This window comes from Yoonia sp. TsM2_T14_4, assembly GCF_049602355.1.
GTDB lineage: Bacteria > Pseudomonadota > Alphaproteobacteria > Rhodobacterales > Rhodobacteraceae > Yoonia > Yoonia vestfoldensis_A.
Genome location: NZ_CP187137.1, coordinates 1298698 through 1322648 on the forward strand (window position 1 = coordinate 1298698; position 23951 = coordinate 1322648).

Below are 23951 nucleotides of genomic sequence, written 5' to 3' on the forward strand. Positions count from 1 at the left end.
TATAAATGGAAATAGGCAAGCACATCGCAATCCGACTATCACAACCGACTGGTGTGCGTCGCGGACGTCAATCCATCATTGGTGCCCATAATGATTTGGTGCGCGTGAGTGGGGAATGTGCTTTTGGAAAATTTGGAGCGCCCATCTCATTCACAACAAAGAAAATAATAGACTCACAGCTCAGTAACGAAATACAAACATTTCTTTATGTTATCTTGAGAGATGGTGCAAATATTACAGCGTATAGATCAAAAATACAAAATGTTGTTGCAACAGTCACTAAAGAAAGTGCTTTGCAATTTCATTTTCCAGAGTATTACCCAGAGAGACCTGCTTCTGCGATAATAATTAGCGAAGAACTAAAAGAAACAACGATAAGTGATTTATTGGTATCTAGTAGTAAACGCCCTCTGCTGAATGCAATACTCTCTTCAAGAACTCCGATGATGCTAGTGAATGCCGTCAGTAGCCGCTCTCTCACTGGAGATTCAAATGAACATTGATCGTGACGTTTTAACAACCTCTTCCTCGGCATGGCTTTTTGAAAGTCTGGCTCCAATATCCCAATATATGATCAGACTTCGCGCTGATCCTACCAATCAAAGCGCCATTGTGCCGGGCAACTGGTCGCTCGTACTGGATGATAATGACCACATAATGGCAGTCGGTCGGATCCTTCGCATCCGCTCAGACATCAAGGGCAGAACGATCTATTTCGATCAGTTCCAGACCATTGACCCGGGGGTACCGCTTTCCAAAACCGGTCTCACTATGCCCACCGCACCAGTGATGCGTCTGCCTTGGGACGATTTTCTGCGCGCGCTTCCACTACTCGGCGTTGCGAACCCCAATGCGGTGCCTTTGAGCAATGATGTGACCTATGTTCGCGATCTCCTCGAACTGTCGGTCCGCGACGATCTGCTCGGTCCAGCCGAGGGCCCTCACGAACTGATCAAGGACATGAGCGTCCGCGATCGCTATCTGGTTGGAAAACTTGCACCGCGACGACCAGACGAGGATCAGACTGCGCAAGTAGAACCAGCCTCTGCTGCGGATGAAGCTGGAGACTTAGAGGACGAACGCACGGCATCTCTGCACGAACCCGGCGCTGAATTCGCCAGCGCGACTGGGCGGGTGGTGCCAGAAGACGATACGCTCGACGAAATCGACACGACCAACAATCAGTCGCTCGTGGCCTCCAGCATGGGTCTGACATTTTGCGTCGCGCCCGGCGTGGAAACACTGAATGTAGATGCTCGATGGGGCCGCTATGATCGCGTTCCCAATGATGAACATGACATCGTCAAAACTCGACGCAATCGTCAAACCGGTCGCGAAGAGGAGGTCAGGGTCAGAGTATGGCAGCGCTTCCCATGTGGCGGACCTGTTCAGCTGCCTTTGGTGGATGGTCAAATCAAGCCATCGGTTCCTGATCCCGACCAGCCAGACGTAAGACTGCAAGGTACGGTTCGAACAAACCAAAAAGGCGAACGCCTCGTAACCGTCTTTCTTGTGAATGGCCAAATCGAGCCGAGCGACAACAAAGACCGCGCCTGGCTGTTTCAGCCTGAAATCACTGTAGAAGCCATTGAAGATGCCTCCGACAAATCGGTGTTCAGGCGTCGTCCATCCAACGAGGTCGTAGTCGACGATGAGGAACGCGATCGGCTTGCTCTCATCTATCGCAACCGACTGGAGTTCGCGGTGGGACATGGCGTATCGGTTCACGTCGATGTAACGCCAAATGACCCTACGACGGCCCTACGAGTAGCAACACTAATCATCCCAAGCTACGAAGTAGCCGTTACCGAGACCCCAGGTCTCGACCAGCGTGACCGCCCGGCCATGCGACGCATGATCGAAGAGGGCTGGCTCGACATGTCGAGACTGGCAGAGATGGAACCAGATGCGTTGCGCGACGCTCTCAGCTGCCTAATCGACGATTATGCCATGTGGATCGACGAACAGAAGGCGAGACTGGGTAGCGAAATCTTGGGTTTTGATGATCCAGGCAAAGACGTCATCGCTCGTTGCGAAGAAATACAGATCCGCCTGCGGGAGGGAATGGACACCCTGTTCACAGACGCCGATGCGTTAAACGCGTTCCGCTTTGCAAACCGGTCCATGGCCATGCAGCGCGTACGAAGCATCTTCGCCCTCAAGCGCAGACGGAACGAGACGGTCGACGTTGCCTCTTTGGACGTGCCCAAAAACAGATCGTGGCGACCTTTTCAGCTCGCATTCGTGCTGCTGTCGATCCCGTCCCTGGCAGATCCAGCACACCCAGATAGGACAAATCCAGTCGAGGCTTTTGCTGATCTGCTTTGGTTCCCGACGGGTGGCGGCAAGACTGAAGCTTATCTGGGTGTCGCAGCTTTTACGATGGCGATGCGACGTCTGAAGAACGACTTGGGAGGTCTCGACGCTTCGCGAGGCCTGGCCGTCATTATGCGTTATACGTTGAGGCTCCTGACGCTGCAGCAGTTCCAGAGGGCAACCACGCTTCTATGTGCGATGGAGGTTATCCGACGCTCAGACGATACGATTTGGGGCAAGGAACCGTTCACGCTTGGCTTGTGGGTTGGGAACCGTGTCACCCCTGGGACTACCGACGCGTCCCACCAGGCGATCGGTGCAATTCGCAACAACGACCGCAACAAGTCCGGTATTGCATCACCTGCTCAGTTGACAAGTTGCCCTTGGTGCGGCTCTGAAATTTCTGGTGGCCGCGACATTGAGGTGGACAAGATTGGTGGTAGAACGCTGATCCATTGTGGTGACAAGCTGGGGAGTTGCGACTTTTCAAAAGCGAAATCGAGCAGTCAGCCCCATCCGGGCTTGCCTGTGAAAGTGGTCGACGAGGAAATTTATCATCGTCCACCTACGATGATGATCGCTACGGTGGACAAATTCGCCATGATGGCGTGGCGGCCAGAAGTTCGCGCTCTTTTCGGTAGAGTTGAGCAAGAATGTACGCGCCATGGCTTACTGTGGCCAAGCCACGATTGTGGCACTGGACACCGAGCTGCCGGAGCCTATCCCGCCGCCAAAGTGAAGCCGATACGAGCCATACGCCCACCGGATCTTATTATTCAAGATGAGTTTCACCTGATCAGCGGTCCGCTCGGCACGATGGTAGGCCTATATGAAACGGCAGTAGATGAACTAAGCAGTTGGAAGCTCGGCGAGAACACGGTTCGCCCAAAGATTGTCGCATCCACTGCAACGGTGCGGCGCGCTGATGATCAAGTACGTAACGTGTTTATGCGCAGGACATCAGTTTTTCCGCCCTCTGGACTTGATGTCGAAGACAATTTCTTCTCGGTTCAGAGGCCAATCCACGAGAAGCCAGGGCGGCGCTACATAGGGCTCTGCGCACCAGGCAGTTCACGGCCAGCGGTACTTATCAGGACCTATACGGCCTTCCTGACCGCAGCACAGGCACTGTTCGATCGTTTCGGCCCCGTGGCCGACCCGTATATGACGTTGGTTGGCTATTTCAATTCGTTGCGTGAGCTCGGTGGAATGAAGCGATTGGCAGAGGACGATGTTCAGACGCGTTCTTTCCGAGTCAACATGAGCTTGGTGGACCGCCCAGGACTTTCGCAGCGGCGCGTCGAGGAAATCAGCGAATTGACATCGCGGGTCTCCAGTCAAGACATCCCTAGATACCTTGATCAGCTGGAAGTTCCATTTGAGGGCACCTTTGATCCGGTTCAGGACAAGTGGCTGACCAATAGGACACCTGGCGACGCTAAGCCCATCGACGCGGTCTTGGCTACAAACATGCTTTCCGTCGGCGTTGACGTGAACCGTCTAGGGGTAATGGTAGTCAACGGTCAGCCCAAAGGGACGGCGGAATACATTCAGGCAACCAGCCGTGTAGGACGAGCGTCACCCGGCCTCGTTGCCACCGTTCTGACCTGGGCGCGTCCTCGTGACCTTTCGCACTACGAAACCTATGAAAACTACCACGCGACGTTCTATCAGCACGTTGAGGCCCAATCTGTTACACCATTCTCACCGCGTGCGTTGGACCGAGGGCTCACTGGCGCAATGCTTTCAATCATGCGCCATACCTACGATCCATTTTCTGCAAATGACGGTGCCAGCGCAATGACCAGCCCTAGTCGCAATGAGATGCTGAAAACGATCGGTGCAATCAGCGCGCGAACTTGGGAAGTGACCGAAGACTCCGCGAAGAAGGGCTTGACCGAAGACGAAATGAAAAGCCGAGCCGACGATTGGGCCAATGAGGCGGGCGTCGGGGGAAGAACACTCGTCTACCAAAAACATGGCGCCGGCCCAACATCCTACCCTCTCCTCGAAAAGCCTGGGATAAAACCATGGACAGATTGGACCGTCCCGATGTCCATGCGCGAAGTTGAACCCGGAGTACGGCTCATCATGGAGGATGATCGTTCGAACAGTGATCCAACTTGGCGACCTCGAATTACGACGACCGAGGAGGATTCAGAATGAGCAGGACACCCGTTGGAGAAATCCGCCCTAGCCAGCTTCTCTGGACCTATGGTCCTGGCGCGCTCATCGACCTTCCAAACTTATCGGTGGTCACAATGGGAATAGATCGCTGGGAAAAAGACAGATGTCAGCCCATCCAAGAGGCACGCCTCTTAGCAAATGTCAGAAGCGTCCTTGGCCCACAAGTCGAGGCACTGCGAATGCCGCCAGTTGGGGATGGCGATCCTGTCGACCCATTCTCTGCTGCCGCACTCATCGGTGTTCCGGTAAAGCCTTTTCCAAGGTGGCTGCGCTGTGTGAAATGCGGATTGCTATCCCCTTATGATGCAGGCTTGTTCAGGTTGCGGGAGAATAGGTACCGGCCAGAGCTGACACGCTTCGTTCATGAGGGTTGCAGAGGTTCAAACAACGATCAAAGAGCGCGCGATGCGGACGCAGTTCCGGCTCGTTTCCTTATGGCCTGCCGCGCAGGTCATTTGGATGATTTTGCTTGGGACTGGTTCGTGCATGGCGGTCCTAGTTCGTGTCGGGCAACTCTGAGGTTCTTTGAAAGTGGAGCCTCCTTGCAGACTGAAAACCTCTGGGTGAAATGTGACGGCTGTGGTGCGTCGAAAAACATGGCGCAGGCATTCGGCCAGGCAGGGCGTGACAACTTACCTGCGTGTCGTGGACGTCACCCGCACGTCGACCGTTTCGAAGACGATTGCCAAGAAGCTCCGCGAGCAATCCTGTTGGGAGCGACCAATAGTTGGTTTCCAGTCACTCTGTCGGCCTTGGCGATCCCTCAATCCGGCGATCCGCTATCACAGATCATCGCCGATGGCTGGACCTTCTTTGAAGACATTCGCTCGGAAGCCGAGGTTGGCTTGGTGGTTAAGACCTTGAAGAAGACTGCACAGCTTCCAGGGATTGAACAGTTCACCAACGAGCGAATCTGGGCGGCGGTAGAAAACCATCGCGCGGGCGGCTCCACGGTCGAGCAAAGCGATCTAAAGGGTCCTGAATGGGATGCGCTGACAGCTGCCAACCCTCCTACTGATTACCCCCACTTTATGAGCAAGAAAGTCGGGGTTCCCAAGGGTTTCAGCTCAGCCATCTCGGGGGTGCTGCTCTTAGAGCGCCTTCGCGAGGTGAACGCACTATTGGGGTTTACGAGAGTGGAATCACCGGAGGAAGGTGCCGGCGACGAGGCCGCGCCACGCGCACCCCTTGGTCGAAGTGCACCCAGTTGGGTGCCAGCCACCCAAGTACATGGTGAAGGAATATTCATTCGCTTTGACTCCGCGATCCTGCAGACCTGGGCAGACAAAGCGGCTGTCAAGGCGGCAGATGAGCGACTTCGTCAAGGGCACCGCGGGTGGCGGCACAAGCGAAACCTTGACCCCGAAGAAGGCTATCCTGGCATCCGATATGTTATGCTTCATACACTCGCGCACATGTTGATCCGCGAGCTTGCCCTGGAGTGCGGATACAATGCCGCGAGTATTCGCGAACGAATTTACGCAGATGTTGAAGATGGAAACGACCAAGCCGGATTTCTCATTTACACGGCTGCCGCCGACTCTGATGGCACCCTCGGAGGCCTTGTGGAGCTAGGAAAACCTGAAAACCTTGGTCGACTACTGCGCCAGGCACTTGAACGAGCACATATTTGCGCGTCGGATCCGTTGTGTTCGGAACATGACCCCAGCAAAGATCAATCTCTGCACGGTGCCGCGTGTCATGCCTGCTCGTTCGTCTCGGAGACTTCATGTGAACGGGGCAATCGCCACCTTGATCGCTCACTCGTAGTGCCGACGCTCGAAAACCCTGATGCAGCTTTCTTTGAGACGATCTGATGGAACCGGTCCTGCTTGCCGTGACAGAAATTGTCTCTCTGCTTCCTCCCTCTCGAGTGCAGTCAATTGCTGACCGGATCCGTGTTTCAACCCCTGAGGTTGCTGGGCGGACTCTTCACCAGCTTGTAAGCACTCCTGCTGCACGCGCGGCATTGGATGATCTCGTATCGAACTGGAAGACATCTGCGATTTCTGGAGAGCATCTGTCGGGTTTGCTAATTGGTGCCGCCCACTTGCGTCGTCATACACTTCGAGAAGGCAACGTCGAACTTGTTTGGACCGGACCTCAAACCCCGTTCGTCCCGACACGCCGAACAGAACAAGTGTTACTGGATCTCATAAATCGAGCGAAGACCGACATATTCCTCGTAAGTTTCGTTGCATTTGATTTTCCAACTGTGGTCGATGCATTGAATGCAGCAATCTCGCGCGGCGTGAATGTCAAAGTGCTGTTGGAGAGCTCAGTCTCTCATGGTGGCAGTCTCTCGGTAGATCCAGTTGCCACCATGCGAAAGCACGTTCCTGTCGCAGCTCTTTTTGCTTGGACTGATAGAGCAGCACCCTTCGCAGATGGCAAAGTCCACGCAAAGGTTGCTGTCGCCGATGGGGAAATTGCTTTTTTGACCAGTGCAAACTTGACTGGACACGCGCTGGAAAAAAACATGGAAGCAGGCGTGTTTATAGATGGAGGTAAGATTCCTCAGGACCTTCGCGCTCATCTTGAGGCACTGATTGGAACTAAGGTTATACGTAAACTATAGCGAACGAACAGGACGTGCTTCAACTTTGACATGAGCGCACCTGCTCCCGCATGCCAGCTTAGTCCCCCATCATCTCGACGATCGCCGTTTCATCTGGAAGCCTAGCCAATTCCTCGGCTGCGCGGACCCGAAACTCTCTGCTGTATTCCGCGACCGGCGAACATACAGCCACGCCGTTCGCTTCAAAACCCGCCGTCGCGCAGCCGGTCAACCAACTCGCCCCGATTACGAAGACGCCGAGCCGCCGTCTCCAGCATCCGGCATTGAACTGCCATTCTTGGCGACGACCCAGACCGAGAACACCCCGCTTTCGTCTGTGACCCTGCGCTCAACCCGCGCTGCTCGCTCTGCAGCATCAATCGCATCAAGAATCTCGGCCTGCGCGGCGTTGAACGCCATGGCCTCCGCCGCGCTGTCGGTCCGATGGTTCAACCCCGTGGTACTGTCATGCCAGATGAAGGCATCAAAGCCCACCAGATCATCATGCGCTGGATCCACCACCTCCCAAGTTTCAACACCGCTCTCGCCAAACCGCACCCCGTTGATCACGCGCGCCGCGGCATGGTCACTGCGCAATCCGGCGTAGCGACGCCGATCATGATCGCGCGCTGCTTCCAGCGTCTCGTGCAGATGCCCGTCCGCTGTGCGGAACAGGTTCTCTGGAATATGATCCCCAAAATACATGATGGCCTCGGGACGGTTGCGCAGCTCATAGCACCACTGCAGCCAGCCCTCGGCGGTGTCATGGCCAGGTTCACCGCTTTGGGCAGCGTCGACCTCAAGCTGGTCCATCATACTCAGCATGACTTCGTACCCTTGGGCATAGTCAAACTCGGTCACGCCGGCCTGCCCAAACACGCGCGCTAGCACTGCGTAGGCGCCGTCACAGACGCCCATGTCTTTGAAGAACTGTAGGGACGTTTTCATCCGATTGCTCCATATGCCCGATCTGACCCGCCCAGCCAGGTGACGGCATGCCCGTTTGTTTTGATGGCCTTTCCACCGGCAGCGCCGGGATTGCCGCCTTTCTGGGTGGCAAAATCAATTGTTTGCGTTCCAGACCCACCTGCGGCGCCCCATCCACCGCCGCCACCAGACGTAGATGTCACCGGAGATGTCGTGCCGTCATTGGCATTCACAAATGTATAAACCGCAAAGGCATCGCCCTTGCCGGGTTGTCCGGGCCCGCCACCCGGCGCTGCGAAGTATGTATCAAATGTGGACCCATAGGGTGGGGCCGGTCGATAATCCGGCTGACTTGGCGCCACGTTGGCCGTGACGTCAATCCGGTTAGCGTTGAGGATCAGCTCCCCGACACTGCCGCCGGTCCCTGGCAGAATACGCCCGCCACCCTGACCGGATATGCCGCCAATTTTGAGCGGACCACCGCCACTACCACTTCCCATGTTTTATCCTCCTAAATACCGCCGCCAGCTGTGGCACCGGCGCCGCCTGCACCACCGGCTCCGCCGTGGCTTGGAATGGTTGCGCCAGCCCAGTTGTTCGAATTCGTGGCCACTGAACCCTGCTGGCCGATCGCACCACCGAGACCAAAGGCGCCCATTACAAGACTTGATGTATTGCCGTAAGGCATGGCCCCGCCGCGCCCACCACCCGCACCGCCGCCACCGGGGCTGTGCGATGGGCTATTGAGGATCGCGATGGGGCTGCCGGTTGCCGCGGCACCGCCACCGCCGCCGCCGCCAATATACCCTGCGGCATTATCAATGGTGATCGGGCCGGTCAGACCAATCGCCGGACCACCTGACGTCGGTGCGACATAGCTGGTGCGGTCGGCAAGCTGATAGCCTCCGTCGCCACCTTTCCCCATGATAAAACTACGATTGACCAGCGTCAGCCCGCCAGGGAAGGCCCCGCCCATGTCGAGCGCCGGGATCGTGGTGTTATCCGACCAGATGTAGATGCCTGCGGCGACTGTTACCTCGACCTTACTCGTGCCATCCCAGCCTTGCCCCTGCAGATACGTGTGCAGGTTCAGCTCCTGCTGATGGCTGGTGATCGTATGTGTGAACTGGGCAGATTTACCGCGCAGAGCGCCGAGCCCGATAGCACCAGAGGCCACGCCCGCCAGCCCGCGCACCTCTGCGTCCCCAAGCGAGATCGTAGTACCAGTGGCGCGGCCAAGCTCGGTGTTTATCTGGCTGAGCGAGATCGGACCTGTCAGTGGAAGCGCCATGGTTTACGGGCTCCCAAAAGCGGTGACATCGCCCAGCACTGTCAGATTGCCAGTGCCGTCGAGCGTCATCACGTCAACGCCGTTGTAGCGGAAGGTCAGGCTTGCTCCCGCGGCATGGGCCGTAAACGCACCCCAACGGGCGCCGACCTCGACGATCTCTTCGCTGCCGTCCGCGCGTTTGAGGAACAATTTGCCGTCGCGGGTGTTGACTGCCAACTCGCCCAGATCCAGCTGCGCCGTGGTTGGCACCTTTGTGGCGATGGCGGATCGTTTCAGACGGATTGTGCTGGCCATGGGACCTCCTGGGGTTGAGCCTCATGTGAGGGACGGATGACTTGGAACGCAAAGCAGGGGCTTAGAAGGTGCCGCCATCAAGCGAGATGCCGGTAATGCTTCCGCCGGTGATGGCGACTGCGTTTGCCGCTTGCGTCGCAAGAGAGCCCAGCCCCAGATTGGACCGCGCCGTGCCCTTATTGGGCAGGTCTGCAAGGTTTGCGGTCGCAGTCAGCTTGCCGGCCAGCCCATTGGTCACCGTGGTGGCAAAGTTGGGATCATCGCCCAAGGCAGCGGCCAACTCGTTCAAGGTGTTCAGCGCGCCAGGGGCTGCATCAATCAGTGCGCCGATCGCTGCCTGAACAAAGGCGGTGCTTGCAATCTGGGTCGTGTTGGTGCCGCTGGTTGCAGTGGGTGCGCTCGGCGTGCCGGTAAAGGCAGGCGAGGCTAGTCCAGCTTTCCCGTCAATCGCGGCTTGTAGGCCGGTGACCTGCGAGATGGCATGGCTATGCGCTGCGGGTGCAAAGGTGGAGGGTTTGCCGGTGACACCTGCCCAAGGCACGCTGTCTGCCACCTCAGCCGCGTCGACCTTTCCGTCATTATCCGCGTCATAGGCGGATTTGAGCATGTCGCCCGCACTAAAGCCTGCCAGTGCAGTTTGCACAAAGGCCGTCGTAGCCAGCTGGGTTGTATTTGTCCCGCCCGTGGCCGTCGGCGCTGTGGGCGTGCCGGTGAGTGCTGGTGATGTCAGGGGCGCTTTTACGTTCAACGCCGCCTGCAACCCCGTGACATCGGCGATGCCGTGGCCGTGCCCATCAGCAGCTTTCCCATCAAGCGTAGCCTGCAACCCGCTCACCTCCGAGATGGCATGCGCGTGTGTTGCCGCCGCTTTGCCCGCAAGCCCCGCATCGAACTGCGACTTGCGCACGAGATCGGTGCTGCTGCTGGCGTCCTGGCTCGACTTGGGCACCAGAGAAAAAGTCTTTGCGCCACCAATCGTCTGGCTGCCCACGCGGGCGACAAACCCGCCAACACCTGCCAGCGGCACGATGGCGGTCGCATTGCCGCTCCCATCATCGCCTTTGCCGATATAGAGCGTGTCGTCGACCTCGTTGTGGGCCACTTCGCCGGATTTGAGCGCGGCTGGCGCGCCGGCATTGCCGGCCTGGCGACGTTTGAACTGGATCGTATTGGCCATCAGAAGAAGCCTCCATTGATAGGTGTGTTTGTGGGCAGGATGGTGATGCCGGGATCGCCCTGATCGCCTTTGTCACCGGGGGGACCGACCTTGCCCTCCGGGCCTGGCTGGCCGCCAAGGCGGATGCGCAATGGCCCGGTGACCACCCTGACCTTGATGGGGGCGGTGATGGTAATCGGTCCTGTTTGCGAGATGGCGGCACTCATGGGACAAGCCCCCGCGTCACCGGCAGGATGACCGGCAGCTCCAGGAGAAAGCCCAGATGCAGATCGGGCGCGAGATCGGTGCGCACCAGATCCAGAACGACACGCCCGGGCGGGAGACCTACAGTTTGCTCGGGACGTAGCGCCAGTTCCAGAACCGTGTCGCTGATCCGCATGACACCATGATCGGCACTGGTGAGCGTGGCCAAGACCTCGGCGGCATTCGGGCGTTCCCGGATCTGCCCTGCATAACTTGCACCCTCGGCAAAGACCGGTGCTTCCGCCTCAATCTGCAGCCGCCACGCGTAGCCGATCAGCACGGCCGGGCCCTCCGTGACAGTGGTGGTTGTCATGAGCGCCACCCGCACAGCCGCGCGCCGACCTCGTTATGTGCCACGATCTGCGCAAGAGTTTGGTCACTCAAAACATCATGACGCGACGGGCGGATAGGCTCTGCCCAGTCGCAATCCTCATACATCACGCCCGGATCAATCGCGCATCCAGCGGTGAGCCCTGCGCTCAAGATCAGCGCGGTCAGCGTTTTGCACGTCATGGCGGATGTCCTTTGAGGTTTGCATGGATTTGACGCGCGCATCGGCACGGCGGATGGCAAAACGCGCCGCTGCGGCTTGGCGCCCCTGGCGGAAGGCGATCCAAAAAGCGACGATCACGGCCAAAACAATGGCGCCGTAAAAGACAGCCCGTCTGCCAAGGCTGGTCAGGAGTGCGCGGACAACGCCGATCATGGCGTGCGTCCTGTCCGGTGATCTTCAATGCGGGCGGAGCGTGCCTTTAGCGCATAGAGAATAACACCGATAAACATCGCCATCCCGATCCATGGCAAGGCCACGGCGAGCCACGCCTCAAGACCGGCAAGCACGAAGATCCGGGAGGCTGTGTCGCGGGCCTGTTCGGCCTCTCGCAATGCTGGTGCGATCTGAGAGGTGATGGACCCTGCAGCCCCCAGAACTCCGAGGCCTATTTGCGCATTGGCGGCAGCAACAATGCGGCTTTGCTGGGGGCTGCCCATGGCGCGCGCAGGTGCGACCTCGCGCGGTGCGGCATGCTCCAGCGCATCTTCCAGCGCCACATCAATGATGGGCACTAGCGGCAGGGCCGCGTCATCGCGGAACGCCAGGATTGCAGCCCGCGTGCGTGGACCGATGATCCCGTCGATGCTGCCGACCTCGTGATACCCGAGTTCCTTCAAGCGGTGCTGTACTGTCTTGACGGACATCGTCGCTGAGGCCACGACATTCCCAGCCCGCCGCACGCCAAGGAGCTTCGAGATGGGATAGCGTTTCACATTCACCGCATCAGACTGATTGCCGCCAAGACCCCAAACCCAGGCCCCCTCAATCCGGTCAATGAAGAACACATGCCCCTGCCAGTTCGAAGACCCTCGCGGGATCACCCCGATATCACCGGGCTGCGCATCCGCGGTCTCTACGGGCACGCCCCAATCGAGATAAGACCGCGCCGTCAGCTTGCGCGTTGAGCGAATGCCGGCCTTCTCCAGGCAATGCCCGACGAATGCCGCACACCATGCAACGCTGTCGTGCTCCACCCAATCATGACCAACCGAAGCGTACATCTCCATAACGGTGGGGTTGTTTGCGGGGCCTGGGCCCTCGGTGGTGCCGATATATCCGCGAGCAATCTCAAAAGGTGTCATGATGCTCTCCCATGCAAATGGAAAGCGCCGCCCCGAGGAGCAGCGCTTGATGTTTGTGGTCGTGTTCTTGGTTGTGTTCAGTTTTGTGGGGCGTGGCTTACTTCTTGCGGCAGAGCCAGGCTGTCATCAGGGCCTCCGCACCGCGTGGTCCCAAATATGCCAGCGTGGCCACAAGCCCCGTGCGCACCGGCTGGCCAAGATCAAAGTGGCTTGCGATGGCCTCGCCAATGATGGCCATGCCGATGGCCACGGGGATTTCCCACAAGAGCTCCTTGCCAAAAAACCGCCGCCGACCCAGCTTGACCTCACCCGAGTGATACATCAGCCGCCCCGTAAATGCGCCGATCAGCGTGGTCACCGCCCCGCCAAACAGGCTGTTCAACGTTTCTAAAAAGCCCGGCTCGGTCATGGGCCCCTCCCGTGGTCGTTTTTTATTTCGTGGTGTCGGTCAGTATTCGCCACCATCGAGCAGCGGCTCAAAGGCGGCATCGGCCAGATTGCGCAGCTTGAGCGTCGGCGGTGTGGTGCTGGTATCGAGCCACAGCATGCCAGGCGCGGTGGCCGCAGGTTCTACCGCCCCGCTGTTGGTGGAGCGCAGAGCGGCAACAATCTGGTTGATCTGGGCGCGCACAGCTGCCCCATTGTCGTTGATGATCACAAAGCTTGGGGCCTGAGCCATTAAACCACCTCATCCGCTATGAGCCGCAATTCCGAGACGATCGGCGTAAAGGCTGGATCACTGGTTCTCAGCCAGGCCCGCGCCTCAACGGCATGGGCCTCGATCTCGCTGTTGTCGATCCGGCCCCAAGGTCCCCAGACAGGGTTGGCACCCGTGGGATCGTCATCGGTTTCCCGCACCTCAAGCACCACGTCGATATCCGCGCCCTCGGAGCCATCAAAGTCAGCCCAGCTATCTATCGGTGTCATGCGGTCATCGATGTAATCCGACAGGGCCGAGGCCCCGACCAGGATATCCGAGCGCAGCCGCACCCGCTTGAGCGCCCCAAAATCGAGCAGGCTCTCGAACTGATAAAGACCTTCGGCCGCCAGCACGACGGGTGAACCTGCCACATCCGTTCCGGTTTGCAGTTTCAACGTACCGGCAGTCGCCACCAGACCGGTTTTCAGGCCGGGGAAGCCTGGCTCGGCCGCCAGCGTATTCAGCTGGGCAAAGCTCAGGATCTGCACGCCCTTTGTGCTCACCGTACTGACAGGACCAATCCGGCCCTCGCTGTCCTCGGCACGCAGCAGATAGGTTCCAGGCTTAAGCGGCACGACCGCAATGGCCTCGCCGCCCGAGACGCGGTCCATCAGCGTGGAGTTGGCCCAGGTGGCGGTCCTTTCCTTGCTGTGGCGGATAATGACATTGCCACCCACGCGCACATCCACATCAACCGAGCGCTGCCATTTCAGCACGGCAAGACCGCCTGCAGACTGGATCGTCAGCCCCGTCAGGGCTGCCGGTGGCGCCGTAAGACCCACGATCTCCAAAGCCCCCTCGCGCCACGCTGACGAGACCCCCAAAACCGAGATCGCTTTAATCCGCACGTCCCATTGACCTGGCTGGATGTCGCGCAACTCCATCACCGTCCCAGAGGTGCGACCGCGATCCAGCCAGTCACCGCCATCGCGGCGGGTCTCCACCTGATAGGTGTCGACAAACCCCGAGGCCGCGGGCTCCCAGGCGATCCGCGCCAGGACTTTGACCGCCGAGCCGTCGCGGGTCACATAAAGCTCCTCTGTGATCTGCGGCGCACCCGGTGGCGCGATGTCAAAGGCCGAGGGCAACGTCGTGCGTGGTGCTGCCGCATAAATCTGCTCTTCCGAGGCATCCCAGTCGTAAATGAGGGGAGAGGTTTCCCGCAGGAGGAGTTCTGGCGCCAGACGCGGGCCCGGTCCAACTTGTGTCAGATCCAGCCGCACTGCTTCAACCTCAAAGGGCTTGCCCACAGGCAAATCCGCGCCGCCAAAGCCCCAGCGATCATAGCGCACATATGTGGTTTCTCCGGCGGCAACCCGCCAGGCCTTCAGCTTGCCCGCCACCTTCAGGCGCATTTGCCGGCGTGCGCGCTCCAGCGTGATCTTGGCCAGCCGCTGCGCCATGGACGCGGAGATCGTGAAGGGCAGCGAGATATCCCGCCAGACCCGCTCGCCATTGTCCTCCAAACGGTAGGCTTCACTGGCATAGGCCGGGAAGTCATCAGGCTGCCAGCTGTTTTCAGGACTGACGAACTGGCCGCGCACCGCATTAAAATTCGACGCCCTGCTTTGCCGCGTGGTCAGCGTCATGCCGCCCTCGCGGACATCATCTGCCGTAATCGTGGTTTCTGGCACCCGGTAGGCCCCCGCCCGCATCCGCCACTGGCCCGCCTGCCAGATGCAGCGGCCTGCCATGGCTGTCAGCATCGCTTCGATAATGGTTTTGGGCGTTTCCGAGAGCGAGACCACACCATTACAGGTATAGCGCGGCTCGCTGCCACCTGCAGCCAGCAGCACAGCTTCATCGCAGATATTGGCGGCCTCAATCAGACTGTCGGTCTCGATCCCATCCGCACCTCCGATGACAGCCCCGATGCCATAGGTCGGATGTGCCATGTAATCGGCCACACAAAGCGCCGCATTGTCCGTGTAACCCTCCTGACCCGTCCGTGGATCGAGGATGTCGGCCTTGCCCTCGATATCCACAGTGATGTTGGGAATGCCCCCTGGAAAGGCATCCACATCATAGGTGAGCCGCAGATAGATCGCCGCACAGCCCGCAAGGCGGTGGGCATCCGTCCAATGCTCGGGCGCTGCTGCAATCAGCCCCGCAAAGGCCGTCTGGTCATCAGCCCCGAGGCGCTTTTCGACAGCAACCTTGCCCGCCCAACGGCCCTGGGCCGCCCCTGACGCATCAACCGCTTCCTCGCCCTCAAAATAAATGGCGCCGATGGATTTGACGCGGTGGGCCGCCAGCACGACCACCAGGTGCAGGTCTTTGTCCTTCGCCCCCGTGGAATGCAGGAAGACAATCACACCGCCCTTGCGGGTGCGGCCGTAGACCATTTCGCGGGGCATCACTGGCTCGCGCACCGTCACCGTGCGAGCCTTCATTTCCATCTGGCCCAGGCTCGGTGTGGGCATGAGCGCTTGGGCCGCCGCCGAGAGCAGCATCGACGCCCCGAACTGGGCGGCAAAGCCGACCAGACCCGTCGCCGCAAATGCCGCGGCCACACCGCCTGCTGCAATGGCCGCACCCCCGAGGGCGACAGCACCAAGAACCACTGGGGGCATTATCTACGTCCTCCAGGCGAGACGACAAACAGAGAGCGGCAGGCGCACCAGACCGTCAGGTGCCACAAAAGCGGCCTTGGCGCCGATGACGACGCCAAAGGCTTCTGGCTCACCGCCCAAAATCAGATCGCCGCGTTGTGCGAGGCGCACATTATCAAGTGGTGCGCCCAATAAGGCGCGCCCACCTTGTTCAAGGCTTGTCCAGCCAAGACGGCGCAACACCCGCCCGCAGCCCATCGATGTGCGATACCGCCCCCGCCAAAGTGCGGCATGGTCCGGGCCATCGGTCAGGTCGCGGTGCAGATCAAAGGCCCAGGTCGCGCAATCATGCTGGCCCCAAGCGAAGGGGCGCGCGCAGGCCTGCTGGATCGCGTCCGCCAGGACCTGCTCCCAATGGGGCACGCGGTTCTGTTTCATCAACCGCGCCCCCAGGTGATTTCCTGATCTTGAATGGCCGTGACATGCTCAAACCCACGATCGCCCGGGTGCAGGACCTGTTGGCTTTCATGGGTGTAGCGCCAGTTGCGCGGCACGCTCAGATCAATGAGCCGGCTTTCATAGCTGATCGTGATCCGGCAGCTCTGCCCGTCCTCTTGCAGTTCCGGCACATCAAGACGGCCGGTAAAGGCCTGCACGGGGTCAGCGATGACTGTCCGCTCCTCGGTGAGCAGCGCCAGCCAGATGCGCCCCGCCTGACCCTGGCGCGCTTCGTCAATGGCAAGCCCCACCAGATCCAGGGGCACGCCCGAGAGCGAGACCGTCGTTCCCGAGGCCACAACATCAGAGGTTTCTTCAAGCGCGCCAAGTCCAAGAAGCACGCCGACGCCGGTCCAGGTCTTGCCATCCCAATCCATCGGCCCCGGACCGGTCCAGATCCGCACCATGCCCGACGGGAATTCCCCTTCAAAAAAGATCGCAGGCTGCAGCTCAGCACAATCGAGCGCTGTGGCCATGCCATTTGTGATATCCCGGCTCATAGCGCCTCGCGGGCTGACAGGGTGAACCGGTGGCGGGCTGCACGTTCAATACGGGTTGGCACCGCACTCGTGGGGCGCAGCAGCACCTGCGGACTGTTCACCTCCAACGGGGTGTTGGCCGGCAGTGCGCTGCGAATGGCCGGAAAGAGTGTCAGTGTTGCCAGTCCATTGATGTCCGCTGTGACATCAAAGGCGATCTGGTGCAGCCGTGTGTCGCGCGCGGTGCCGATCGACACAAAGTCCCCCGAGGCCACAGCGGTCAGTCCCGGTGGCCAGCCCTGCGTTTGCACGACATTGCCGCCTGTGATGGGGGCCGCCAGCGTGACCGGTTGCGACAGCCCTTTTGGCTCAATGGACGGATCGGCAAACAGCAGCAGACCCCGGCCAGAGCCAAGGGCCGTGAGTGCGGCCGACACAGAGCGCGCCAGCGGTCCGGATTGCGCAGCAAACTCAATGTCATATTCCCACCATTCGCCACCCCAATCCTGCACTTCCGTCGTCCCGGTAAAGGGCGACTGCGTTTGGCTGGTGGCGGTCACCAAGCGCCGCTCAATGCCGGCCACCCAGGTGCGCGGCAGTTCCACAATGATGCTCATGCCATGCGTCCCCGCCGCATGGCATTGCCGACGGCCGCCACCGCAATGCGTTCAAATTCCGGCTGTGCACCGCGCATCACCGCCGCGATCTGTTCGGCCACGCCCATTTGCGCGCCGCGGGCATCCACATTGAGATTTATGGCCACAGGAATAGCGCCACCTCCGCCGCGGGCAACCTCAGCCCGGGACAGCACCCGCTCGCCGCGCTGCAAGATGGTGGGCACTTCATCGGGGCGCAGGCCTGCCCAACCGCCGGTGTGCATGCGGGGGGCCGCGGTAAAGACAGCTGCGGGCACGGCGCGTGTATGACCGGAGATCCCAACCATGCCGCCGGCATGGGAGACCGCTGCAGCAACAGAGCCGCCGCCAAAGACACCTCCGAGCGCATTGGCAATGGGTCCCAACACCGCATTCTTGAAGGCCAAGACGGCCAGGTCCGCAAGGATCGAGCGCACCAGCCCCTTGAAGTCGAGCTTGCCGGTTTCCACAAAGCTGCGGAAGGCGCTCTCAGCGCCGGAAAAGGCGCTGGTCAGCGTTTCGCCAAGGCCTTTGCCCCAGTTGAGGGCATCCGTGGCATAAGAATTCAGGGCTTCCGAGACGGCGCGCCAGCCGGTCACAATTCTCTCTGCAGCGCCGCCACCAGACCCGCCGCCGCCCACAGCATCTCCGGCCTGGGCCATAGCGCCTGCCAGGCGGTCCGCGGAAGCCGTCGCGTCATCAAGAGCTGCAGCGCCGTCCTCGCCGGTGCCCGCAACAGCATCGCGCAAAGCAGCCCAGCTGGCGAGCGGGGCCGTGGCTCCAGCTGCCAAATCGGAGGCGGCCTGCCGGTAGGTGTTCGCGGTGGCCAGTGCCTCGGCTGCAGTTCCATCAAGTCCAAGGTCGGGCGCTGTGAGTGGATTATCCGCGAAGGCACGCCGGAACGCATCAGCTGCAGCACTCCCTGCATCCGCCGAAGCACCAGCGAAGGGATTTTCGATATCACCAAGACTGATCTCGCCAATCTCGCCGAAGGTGGTCTCGATGCCCACAGCCGCCAGCGCATCGCGGATCTTGCCCGTAAAGGCATCAATCCGGGCGATCGCGCCATTCAGCATCGCTTCAATGCCATCGAGCATGCGGTTTGCCGCGGCGTAAACAAGATCGCCAATCACGGCTGGCAGGCGCGACCAGATTTCGCGGACGGCGAGTAGTGCCCCCTCAAACGTATTCGCTGTGGCGTTACCAAAGACGACCACACTTTCAATCGCGCCCGCCATGCCGGTCGCAGCATCGGCTTTCAGGTCGTAAAACATCGCCGTGGCGCGCGCGCCGGCAGCCGCTGCGCCCATCTTGATCCGGTCCCAGACCTCGACAGCGACATCCTTCAGGAGGCGCATCGCCTCGCCAAAGCCGCCCGCGCCAGAGGCAAGCCGCATGAACCAATAGACCAGCTCGGCTGCGCCCACGATCAGTGCGCCAATGCCAGTGCGGATTAACGCGCCTTTCAGAACCACCAGCGTCGTTGCCAGCCCGCGCACTGAGAGTGCCGCAGCCGCCATCGCCGCCACCCAGCGACCGGCGAGGAACGTGGCAAAGGTGCCTGCGTAAATCGCCAACCGGTCAAGATTGGCCAGAACAGCATCAAAGGCCCGGCTGATCGGGCTGGTGGAAGAGGCCAGCGCGACAAAAGCATTGGCCACCGCCTCCAGAGACGGAGCAAGCGCCACTGCAATCCGGTTGCGCACGCCCGTAAACACCTGACCAATGCTGATCAGCGCCAGTTCAGAGCGGCGCATCGCGGCGATGGCGTCAGTATCCAAAACGGCGCCAAGCGCCTGGGCTTGCGCTCCAAGCCTTGTCATCTCTGCGCCGCCGTTTTGCAAAAGCGGGATCAGCCGCGTCGTATCGGACGCCATGGCTTCGAGATAGAAGGTCATCTCCTGCTGGCTGACGCCTGCGCGCTCGAGGCTATCGACATAGAGTTGCAGCGCTTCCGGTCCCGAGAGGCGGGCGAACTGATCCGCCGTTACGCCCACGCGCGGTGCGATGTTCTCGAAGAAATCCGCCATCGGCCCACCGCCCGTTTGCAGGAAATCCCCCACGCGGTCGTTCACATCCTTCAGGATATCGGCGAGCTTTTCTTGCTCAATGCCCACTGTGGCGGAGGCCGCCGCCCAGCGTTGGAACAGCTCCGGGTTGGCATTGGCCACTTGGGAGAGCTGGCCAATCTCATTGGCCGCAGCCACCGTCGAGCGGGTCATCGCAACGACAGCACCCGCGAGAGCCGTGGCCGCAGCCGTCGCCGCGATCCGAGCACGGCGCGCAAAAGCGGCCATCCGCGCATTGGCTTGGTCCAGCTCGCGCGACAATCGTCCCATCCCGCGGGTGCCTGCCTCGCCCACACCTTCCAGCTCGGCACGCACTTGGCGTCCGCCGGTCGCAGAGAGCCGGACGGAGACACGTTTTTCAGCCATGGTTGTGTTCAATCTCTTGGTTGGTTTTGCGCACCATCACCGCCTCAATGGGCGGCAGGAGTTCTGCGATGATCATGGGAGAGAGCCCGAGGGCTATGCCGAGTTGCAGGGCAGCAGCCATATCCCAACCGTGGACAGCGCCGCCGCTCATGCCGCCGGCAACGCGCACCTGTCCGCCGAGGCGCTGGACGAGATCCCAGATCTGCCAGCCTTCGAGCGTACATGGCGCATGCAGGCTGCGCGGGCATTCCGCGCAAACAGAGGGACACGCTGTGCAATACTCACCGCCCCCGCCGAACTCCCAGTCGGCGAGAGCGGTCAGGCGTTTTTTTCCGCATCCAGAATGAGCGCGCCTGCGATGTATTTGGTCTGGAAGGCCTCAAAGATCGGCCAGAGTTCCAAAAGCGCGTCGATCCCCTCAGGGGTCAGAGGAAGGGGCTTGCCGTCCTCGTCTCCGACGCCCTCCCAGTCCTTCACAACGATGCGCGCGACGGCTTTGGCCACGATACGCGCAAGGTCGTCGTTGGAGGCGCTGATTTCAGCATCCGCCGCTGCACCCGCAATGGTTGGATCGCTGCGCGCGGCCAACATGATGGCGGTGGTCAGCGGCTCCACCAGAAGGCGGACGCCGTGACCCAAGTCGAGCCAGCGCGGCTCAGTAGAGAGATTTAAGCGTAGCATGGTCAGTAAACCTCGCGGTCATTTGTAATGGTCACAGTGCACATCCGGCCAAGACCTGGATCGCTGGCTGCCTGCCAGTCGAAGGTTGCTTGCACGCCTTGTGGGCCGGAGATCTCGATCCGGGGTCGGGGGAGATAGACGGCATGGGCCGTGAGGGTCACGCTCTCGCCCGTTGGCAGCGTGTAGGAGAATTCAAGTTCGCAAGCCTCGCCATTGATTGCCTGGGTCACCAGCGTCTGATCGGCGAAACGCACGACGATATTTCCTGTCAGCGCCGAAATAGACGGGTCCGCACCGTCGATCTTGCCATCCGCCCGGATCGTCTCGATGCGGTCAAGATTGTTGGCATAAGTCAGGTCGGCGGAGACCACGTTCCCGATGCTCAAACCGTTTCGCGTGATGGCCCCGTTGAAGTGCCCGAAGCGCTTCAGCGCGATATTGGAAGGCGTCCCTGCCGCACTGGTCGTGGCGATCTCCTCGCCCTGGGCCACAATGCTGGCCGTTGCTGTCAGCAAGCCTGATCGCGCCATTTGCCAGTTGAGGCTGTCGACCATGCAGCCGGCATACATCGCAAAGCGGGGCACCTCGGGCATCCCGGTCTCGACCGAGAAAGACGGCAGCGCCCAGTTTCCTGAGCGGAACTCGTGCGTGTAGGGGGCCTCCGCGCCGGTGGTTGTGGGCGCTCCAAATGCTGCCATCAGCCAGACCCCGAACGCTTCCGCGTCGATAGGCATGACGACATTGCCGTCCGCCGTGACCGCATCCTTGATCGGCGCCTGCGGATCCCTGCCATAGCCCAGAAGCTCTGATGTCTGCAGCGGTTGTTCAGCCCCCAGCGTCGTGCTTGCAAAGGGCATCTTGGTATAGCCGCTCGCAGGCGGCGTGCCATATGTGGTCTCGAACGCAAGCGCCATTTGCGCCCGCGCCCCTTGAGCTCGTGCCATGGTGGTCTCCTCAGATTAGCGGGGTCAGCTGAGCGGGTCAGCCGTGGAATAGGACAGGATTACTGGGATCACCGCTGCTTTCAGGCTTGCCGCACCCTCAACAGGCAAATCGACCGGCTGCGGTGCTTCCGCCTCCACCCAGTCGCAAAGGCCGTCCAATGTTCGATCGGCGGTGATCACCGCGCCAATGCTGGCGCAGAGTGTGTCGAAGGCAGCGTCACGGTTCGCGCCCTGCACGACCGTCTCTATCTCGGCGCGGTGCTGGTAGTGGTAGCGCAGCGGTGACAGCGTGACATCGGGCTCTCCTGGTTCGCCGTCGCGCAGGATCAGCAAGCCATCGGTCGGCACACGCTCAGGCAGCACGTCGCCCCGCAGGGCGGTGGCAGGCAATATCGAAAGCCGCGCGTGCAGCGCTGTGAGGATGGTTTCGCGAGGGGTGCTCACACTTGAGTTCCTTCAGGTGGTTTTCCCCTCTAGACGCCTCTTGAGCTCCGCCAATTCCGGTGAAGCTTCGCCGAGGGTGGGTTTAGACGCCTCAAACTCATCTTTGATTTCTGCGAGGCGCGATTTAACGACCCTGTTGACCAAGTCGCGGAATTTGGCGTCGGAACGCTGTTGGTTTCCGATTTCTTGGCCGATTTTTCGTCGGTCAGGATCTTGACCATGTGACCTAATGGCAGACACGGCAAACCAAGCTAGACGAGGAGTCCATTTGTCTCCAATGGCAGTTTTTATCAGAAGCTTGTTCAGCAGATGACTTATTTCTGAGGCCGTACCAATCCCGTTTTTCTTTGCCGCCTCAATTACGGCTTGGATCTTGGTGACCTGCTCAAGCTTACCAAATCTCAGGAAATCCAAATGTGGTTTATCGGCACTTGCGATTTTTGGCGGATGTTTCTTGTAGATGTCCTGCATTCGGATGGACGGTTCGCTTGACCGTTTTTGAGCTCCGCGCTGCATTGACCGTACTTTTGCTTTACTCAAGTGGCCCCCCGGTGGAGTTTTTTGTTATATCATAGCCCTCTGTCCCGCAGGACTCCTCCGCAATAGAGGGACGTTCGCAGATATTTTACAAGAGATGCCTCAAGTGAACCCAAGAGAATAGATGGAAGAACTTGTCACAATCTGCCAATCACCCAATTTTCCACGATCAACCTCGACAGGGAGCCATGCGCGCGGTCAGCGTCGCGGGCCAGATTGAGCCGTTTCGCGAGCTTCACTTGTGGGACCAGCAGAAAGATCGGCACGGTGCTGCGTCCGCGACCGGTTTTGAACCGAGATGCCACGCCTAATCCTCGATTGTTCAACCGACCATCAGCCACCAGCAGGCTTGGCCCGCGCCGCCGATAGACAAACCGCAGCCGAAGTCCGCGCCGCCGCTCCCATTCGCCGGGGGTGATCCTACCACCGCGCAGGCCACGACCTGCTGCAGGCGTAGGGATTGCCAGCCAGAAACCGTCCTTCGAGCGAATTAACGGCCCGGTGTCATGCGCCCCGATGATTTGGGGTGCCTTCGACCAGACCAGCGCTGCTGCTTTCAAGCTTTCGCCAGACCTCGGATAGGTCTGGCTCCGGATCGAGTTCGACAATCGCCGACCGAGGCCTGCTTGCGTGATCTGCCCGCGCCATGCGGTTTTCAGGTCCGTGCCAGCTTCACGCATGGCTGCGCTGACGGCCTTTTCACCGGCTTTCACCTCGGCTGCCGTGACGGCAACGAGATCAGGGCTGATGTCGAGCCCGAGCTTCATGCCGGACACAACTCAATGGTCCAGACCAACCGCTCGCGGTCGCGGCGCGGTTCACCCTGGATCAGGAACGTTTCCTCGCCAATCAGGATCTGTTCTTGTGGGCGCGGATCCGGGACATCTGCAACCTGAACATCGATGCGTGTCGTCTCAGAGAATAACCGGGCTGATCCGAACTCTGTGATCTCGTCAGGACGGCGCAGAATTCCACGGGCCCGTGTGAACTGACCCTCGACGTCACGATGCCATATCTCGACAGAAATATTCGGATCGCTGAACAGTGTTCCGATGACTGCAGCAAATGCCGTCATCAGAAGCTCGCGTTTAGGCGCACCCGGCCAATCACGTCAGCCGCGCCAGCCGCAACCGCTTCGGTCGCCACGCCAATCAACACATTGCCGGTGGCGGTTTTTGAGGCTTCCTTGTTTGTGTTGTCCCAATAGACCTTGTCACCGGCAGACCAGGCTTGGGACGCGACCTTCTTTAGATCGAAGACGCCGACGAGTGCGGTCTCAACGGTTTCGGCATTGGCGGCATGTCCGGCAGCCACGCCGAAAATCGAGCCAACCAGCAGGCCGTCGCCGGACGTTACGGCGTAGGGCGCGGTCAGGGTGATAGTGTTGCCGGGATGGACGTAGTTTTTCATTGCGGGGTC

At 60.0% G+C, this 23951-nt stretch carries 27 protein-coding genes; 4 read left to right on the plus strand and 23 right to left on the minus strand.

All coding sequences use genetic code 11. The features are described 5' to 3' along the window. Nucleotides 1-5 precede the first annotated feature (5 nt). From ACPF9B_RS06335 to drmC, 4 genes are read left to right on the plus strand one after another with little or no spacing between them, the layout of a single operon-like run. Nucleotides 6-503, plus strand: a complete 498-nt coding sequence (locus ACPF9B_RS06335; protein WP_424180031.1) for a hypothetical protein — start codon at nt 6-8, stop codon at nt 501-503. Beyond that, nucleotides 493-4482: a DISARM system helicase DrmA gene (gene drmA, locus ACPF9B_RS06340; protein ID WP_424180033.1), complete on the plus strand. Its 3990-nt coding sequence runs from the start codon at nt 493-495 to the stop codon at nt 4480-4482. The genes ACPF9B_RS06335 and drmA overlap by 11 nt, the downstream gene beginning before the upstream one ends. Next, nucleotides 4479-6320: a DrmB family protein gene (gene drmB / locus ACPF9B_RS06345; RefSeq protein ID WP_424180035.1), complete on the plus strand. Its 1842-nt coding sequence runs from the start codon at nt 4479-4481 to the stop codon at nt 6318-6320. The genes drmA and drmB overlap by 4 nt, the downstream gene beginning before the upstream one ends. Next, on the plus strand, nt 6320-7081 hold the full coding sequence (gene drmC, locus ACPF9B_RS06350; RefSeq protein ID WP_424180037.1) for a DISARM system phospholipase D-like protein DrmC: 762 nt from the start codon (nt 6320-6322) through the stop codon (nt 7079-7081). Before drmB ends, drmC begins: the two co-directional genes overlap by 1 nt. A gap of 225 nt (nt 7082-7306) precedes the next feature. Here drmC and ACPF9B_RS06355 read toward each other — a convergent pair whose 3' ends face one another. The 23 genes from ACPF9B_RS06355 to ACPF9B_RS06465 form a co-directional block, all read right to left on the minus strand. Next, nucleotides 7307-8008: a hypothetical protein gene (locus tag ACPF9B_RS06355; protein ID WP_424180039.1), complete on the minus strand. Its 702-nt coding sequence runs from the start codon at nt 8006-8008 to the stop codon at nt 7307-7309. A gap of 490 nt (nt 8009-8498) precedes the next feature. Beyond that, nucleotides 8499-9278 (minus strand): hypothetical protein, encoded by a 780-nt coding sequence (locus ACPF9B_RS06360; RefSeq protein WP_424180041.1) that lies wholly within the window; start codon nt 9276-9278, stop codon nt 8499-8501. A gap of 3 nt (nt 9279-9281) precedes the next feature. Beyond that, complete coding sequence (locus ACPF9B_RS06365) at nt 9282-9572, minus strand: hypothetical protein (RefSeq protein WP_424180043.1); 291 nt, start codon at nt 9570-9572, stop codon at nt 9282-9284. A gap of 61 nt (nt 9573-9633) precedes the next feature. Then, on the minus strand, nt 9634-10749 hold the full coding sequence (locus ACPF9B_RS06370) for a head decoration protein (RefSeq protein WP_424180045.1): 1116 nt from the start codon (nt 10747-10749) through the stop codon (nt 9634-9636). Beyond that, on the minus strand, nt 10749-10955 hold the full coding sequence (locus ACPF9B_RS06375) for a hypothetical protein (protein ID WP_173486894.1): 207 nt from the start codon (nt 10953-10955) through the stop codon (nt 10749-10751). Before ACPF9B_RS06375 ends, ACPF9B_RS06370 begins: the two co-directional genes overlap by 1 nt. Continuing rightward, entirely contained in the window at nt 10952-11305 is a 354-nt protein-coding gene (locus ACPF9B_RS06380; RefSeq protein ID WP_424180047.1) for a hypothetical protein, read from the minus strand. Before ACPF9B_RS06380 ends, ACPF9B_RS06375 begins: the two co-directional genes overlap by 4 nt. Nucleotides 11306-11440: 135 nt before the next feature. Further along, nucleotides 11441-11629, minus strand: coding sequence for a hypothetical protein (locus ACPF9B_RS06385; RefSeq protein ID WP_424180049.1), 189 nt, complete (start codon nt 11627-11629; stop codon nt 11441-11443). A 65-nt stretch (nt 11630-11694) separates the two neighbouring features. Beyond that, nucleotides 11695-12627, minus strand: coding sequence for a TIGR02594 family protein (locus ACPF9B_RS06390; protein ID WP_424180051.1), 933 nt, complete (start codon nt 12625-12627; stop codon nt 11695-11697). Nucleotides 12628-12724: 97 nt separating this feature from the next. After that, nucleotides 12725-13036 carry a phage holin family protein gene (locus ACPF9B_RS06395; protein WP_110281147.1) on the minus strand — a complete coding sequence of 104 codons (312 nt, stop codon included), beginning with the start codon at nt 13034-13036 and terminating at the stop codon, nt 12725-12727. Nucleotides 13037-13075: 39 nt separating this feature from the next. Next, nucleotides 13076-13306: a hypothetical protein gene (locus ACPF9B_RS06400; protein ID WP_424180053.1), complete on the minus strand. Its 231-nt coding sequence runs from the start codon at nt 13304-13306 to the stop codon at nt 13076-13078. After that, nucleotides 13306-15900, minus strand: coding sequence for a host specificity protein J (locus tag ACPF9B_RS06405; protein ID WP_424180055.1), 2595 nt, complete (start codon nt 15898-15900; stop codon nt 13306-13308). The genes ACPF9B_RS06400 and ACPF9B_RS06405 overlap by 1 nt, the downstream gene beginning before the upstream one ends. Nucleotides 15901-15903: 3 nt before the next feature. Then, nucleotides 15904-16317 carry a DUF6950 family protein gene (locus tag ACPF9B_RS06410; protein WP_424180057.1) on the minus strand — a complete coding sequence of 138 codons (414 nt, stop codon included), beginning with the start codon at nt 16315-16317 and terminating at the stop codon, nt 15904-15906. Next, nucleotides 16317-16853 carry a hypothetical protein gene (locus tag ACPF9B_RS06415; RefSeq protein ID WP_424180059.1) on the minus strand — a complete coding sequence of 179 codons (537 nt, stop codon included), beginning with the start codon at nt 16851-16853 and terminating at the stop codon, nt 16317-16319. Before ACPF9B_RS06415 ends, ACPF9B_RS06410 begins: the two co-directional genes overlap by 1 nt. A gap of 20 nt (nt 16854-16873) precedes the next feature. Next, the gene (locus tag ACPF9B_RS06420; RefSeq protein ID WP_424180061.1) at nt 16874-17473 is read right to left on the minus strand and encodes a hypothetical protein; all 600 of its coding nucleotides are present in this window, start codon (nt 17471-17473) and stop codon (nt 16874-16876) included. Further along, on the minus strand, nt 17470-19926 hold the full coding sequence (locus tag ACPF9B_RS06425) for a phage tail tape measure C-terminal domain-containing protein (RefSeq protein ID WP_424180063.1): 2457 nt from the start codon (nt 19924-19926) through the stop codon (nt 17470-17472). The genes ACPF9B_RS06420 and ACPF9B_RS06425 overlap by 4 nt, the downstream gene beginning before the upstream one ends. Further along, nucleotides 19919-20047, minus strand: a complete 129-nt coding sequence (locus ACPF9B_RS06430) for a DUF7697 family protein (protein ID WP_424180065.1) — start codon at nt 20045-20047, stop codon at nt 19919-19921. The genes ACPF9B_RS06425 and ACPF9B_RS06430 overlap by 8 nt, the downstream gene beginning before the upstream one ends. A 197-nt stretch (nt 20048-20244) precedes the next feature. Beyond that, nucleotides 20245-20607 (minus strand): hypothetical protein, encoded by a 363-nt coding sequence (locus ACPF9B_RS06435; protein WP_424180067.1) that lies wholly within the window; start codon nt 20605-20607, stop codon nt 20245-20247. A gap of 2 nt (nt 20608-20609) precedes the next feature. Next, nucleotides 20610-21551 (minus strand): phage tail tube protein, encoded by a 942-nt coding sequence (locus tag ACPF9B_RS06440; RefSeq protein ID WP_424180069.1) that lies wholly within the window; start codon nt 21549-21551, stop codon nt 20610-20612. A 24-nt stretch (nt 21552-21575) separates the two neighbouring features. Continuing rightward, nucleotides 21576-21995 (minus strand): acyl-CoA transferase, encoded by a 420-nt coding sequence (locus ACPF9B_RS06445; protein WP_424180071.1) that lies wholly within the window; start codon nt 21993-21995, stop codon nt 21576-21578. Nucleotides 21996-22007: 12 nt separating this feature from the next. Next, nucleotides 22008-22466, minus strand: coding sequence for a hypothetical protein (locus ACPF9B_RS06450; RefSeq protein ID WP_424180073.1), 459 nt, complete (start codon nt 22464-22466; stop codon nt 22008-22010). Between the two features lie 203 nt (nt 22467-22669). Next, nucleotides 22670-23299, minus strand: a complete 630-nt coding sequence (locus ACPF9B_RS06455; protein ID WP_424180075.1) for a DUF6441 family protein — start codon at nt 23297-23299, stop codon at nt 22670-22672. Then, nucleotides 23296-23607 (minus strand): head-tail joining protein, encoded by a 312-nt coding sequence (locus ACPF9B_RS06460; protein ID WP_424180077.1) that lies wholly within the window; start codon nt 23605-23607, stop codon nt 23296-23298. The genes ACPF9B_RS06455 and ACPF9B_RS06460 overlap by 4 nt, the downstream gene beginning before the upstream one ends. Further along, nucleotides 23607-23942 (minus strand): DUF2190 family protein, encoded by a 336-nt coding sequence (locus ACPF9B_RS06465; RefSeq protein ID WP_424180079.1) that lies wholly within the window; start codon nt 23940-23942, stop codon nt 23607-23609. The genes ACPF9B_RS06460 and ACPF9B_RS06465 overlap by 1 nt, the downstream gene beginning before the upstream one ends. Nucleotides 23943-23951 lie beyond the last annotated feature (9 nt).

Coding starts and splice junctions, on each gene's coding strand:
- ACPF9B_RS06440 (WP_424180069.1), bottom strand. CDS start 21,551: ATGGCACGAGCTCAAGGGGCGCGGGCGCAAATGGCGCTTGCGTTCGAG.
- ACPF9B_RS06450 (WP_424180073.1), bottom strand. CDS start 22,466: ATGCAGGACATCTACAAGAAACATCCGCCAAAAATCGCAAGTGCCGAT.
- ACPF9B_RS06425 (WP_424180063.1), bottom strand. CDS start 19,926: ATGGCTGAAAAACGTGTCTCCGTCCGGCTCTCTGCGACCGGCGGACGC.
- ACPF9B_RS06435 (WP_424180067.1), bottom strand. CDS start 20,607: ATGCTACGCTTAAATCTCTCTACTGAGCCGCGCTGGCTCGACTTGGGT.
- ACPF9B_RS06365 (WP_424180043.1), bottom strand. CDS start 9,572: ATGGCCAGCACAATCCGTCTGAAACGATCCGCCATCGCCACAAAGGTG.
- drmB (WP_424180035.1), top strand. CDS start 4,479: ATGAGCAGGACACCCGTTGGAGAAATCCGCCCTAGCCAGCTTCTCTGG.
- ACPF9B_RS06410 (WP_424180057.1), bottom strand. CDS start 16,317: ATGAAACAGAACCGCGTGCCCCATTGGGAGCAGGTCCTGGCGGACGCG.
- drmC (WP_424180037.1), top strand. CDS start 6,320: ATGGAACCGGTCCTGCTTGCCGTGACAGAAATTGTCTCTCTGCTTCCT.
- ACPF9B_RS06335 (WP_424180031.1), top strand. CDS start 6: ATGGAAATAGGCAAGCACATCGCAATCCGACTATCACAACCGACTGGT.
- ACPF9B_RS06355 (WP_424180039.1), bottom strand. CDS start 8,008: ATGAAAACGTCCCTACAGTTCTTCAAAGACATGGGCGTCTGTGACGGC.
- ACPF9B_RS06465 (WP_424180079.1), bottom strand. CDS start 23,942: ATGAAAAACTACGTCCATCCCGGCAACACTATCACCCTGACCGCGCCC.
- ACPF9B_RS06395 (WP_110281147.1), bottom strand. CDS start 13,036: ATGACCGAGCCGGGCTTTTTAGAAACGTTGAACAGCCTGTTTGGCGGG.
- ACPF9B_RS06400 (WP_424180053.1), bottom strand. CDS start 13,306: ATGGCTCAGGCCCCAAGCTTTGTGATCATCAACGACAATGGGGCAGCT.
- ACPF9B_RS06380 (WP_424180047.1), bottom strand. CDS start 11,305: ATGACAACCACCACTGTCACGGAGGGCCCGGCCGTGCTGATCGGCTAC.
- ACPF9B_RS06415 (WP_424180059.1), bottom strand. CDS start 16,853: ATGGCCACAGCGCTCGATTGTGCTGAGCTGCAGCCTGCGATCTTTTTT.
- ACPF9B_RS06460 (WP_424180077.1), bottom strand. CDS start 23,607: ATGACGGCATTTGCTGCAGTCATCGGAACACTGTTCAGCGATCCGAAT.
- ACPF9B_RS06455 (WP_424180075.1), bottom strand. CDS start 23,299: ATGAAGCTCGGGCTCGACATCAGCCCTGATCTCGTTGCCGTCACGGCA.
- drmA (WP_424180033.1), top strand. CDS start 493: ATGAACATTGATCGTGACGTTTTAACAACCTCTTCCTCGGCATGGCTT.
- ACPF9B_RS06360 (WP_424180041.1), bottom strand. CDS start 9,278: ATGGCGCTTCCACTGACAGGTCCGATCTCGCTCAGCCAGATAAACACC.
- ACPF9B_RS06430 (WP_424180065.1), bottom strand. CDS start 20,047: ATGGCTGCTGCCCTGCAACTCGGCATAGCCCTCGGGCTCTCTCCCATG.
- ACPF9B_RS06390 (WP_424180051.1), bottom strand. CDS start 12,627: ATGACACCTTTTGAGATTGCTCGCGGATATATCGGCACCACCGAGGGC.
- ACPF9B_RS06420 (WP_424180061.1), bottom strand. CDS start 17,473: ATGAGCATCATTGTGGAACTGCCGCGCACCTGGGTGGCCGGCATTGAG.
- ACPF9B_RS06405 (WP_424180055.1), bottom strand. CDS start 15,900: ATGCCCCCAGTGGTTCTTGGTGCTGTCGCCCTCGGGGGTGCGGCCATT.
- ACPF9B_RS06370 (WP_424180045.1), bottom strand. CDS start 10,749: ATGGCCAATACGATCCAGTTCAAACGTCGCCAGGCCGGCAATGCCGGC.
- ACPF9B_RS06375 (WP_173486894.1), bottom strand. CDS start 10,955: ATGAGTGCCGCCATCTCGCAAACAGGACCGATTACCATCACCGCCCCC.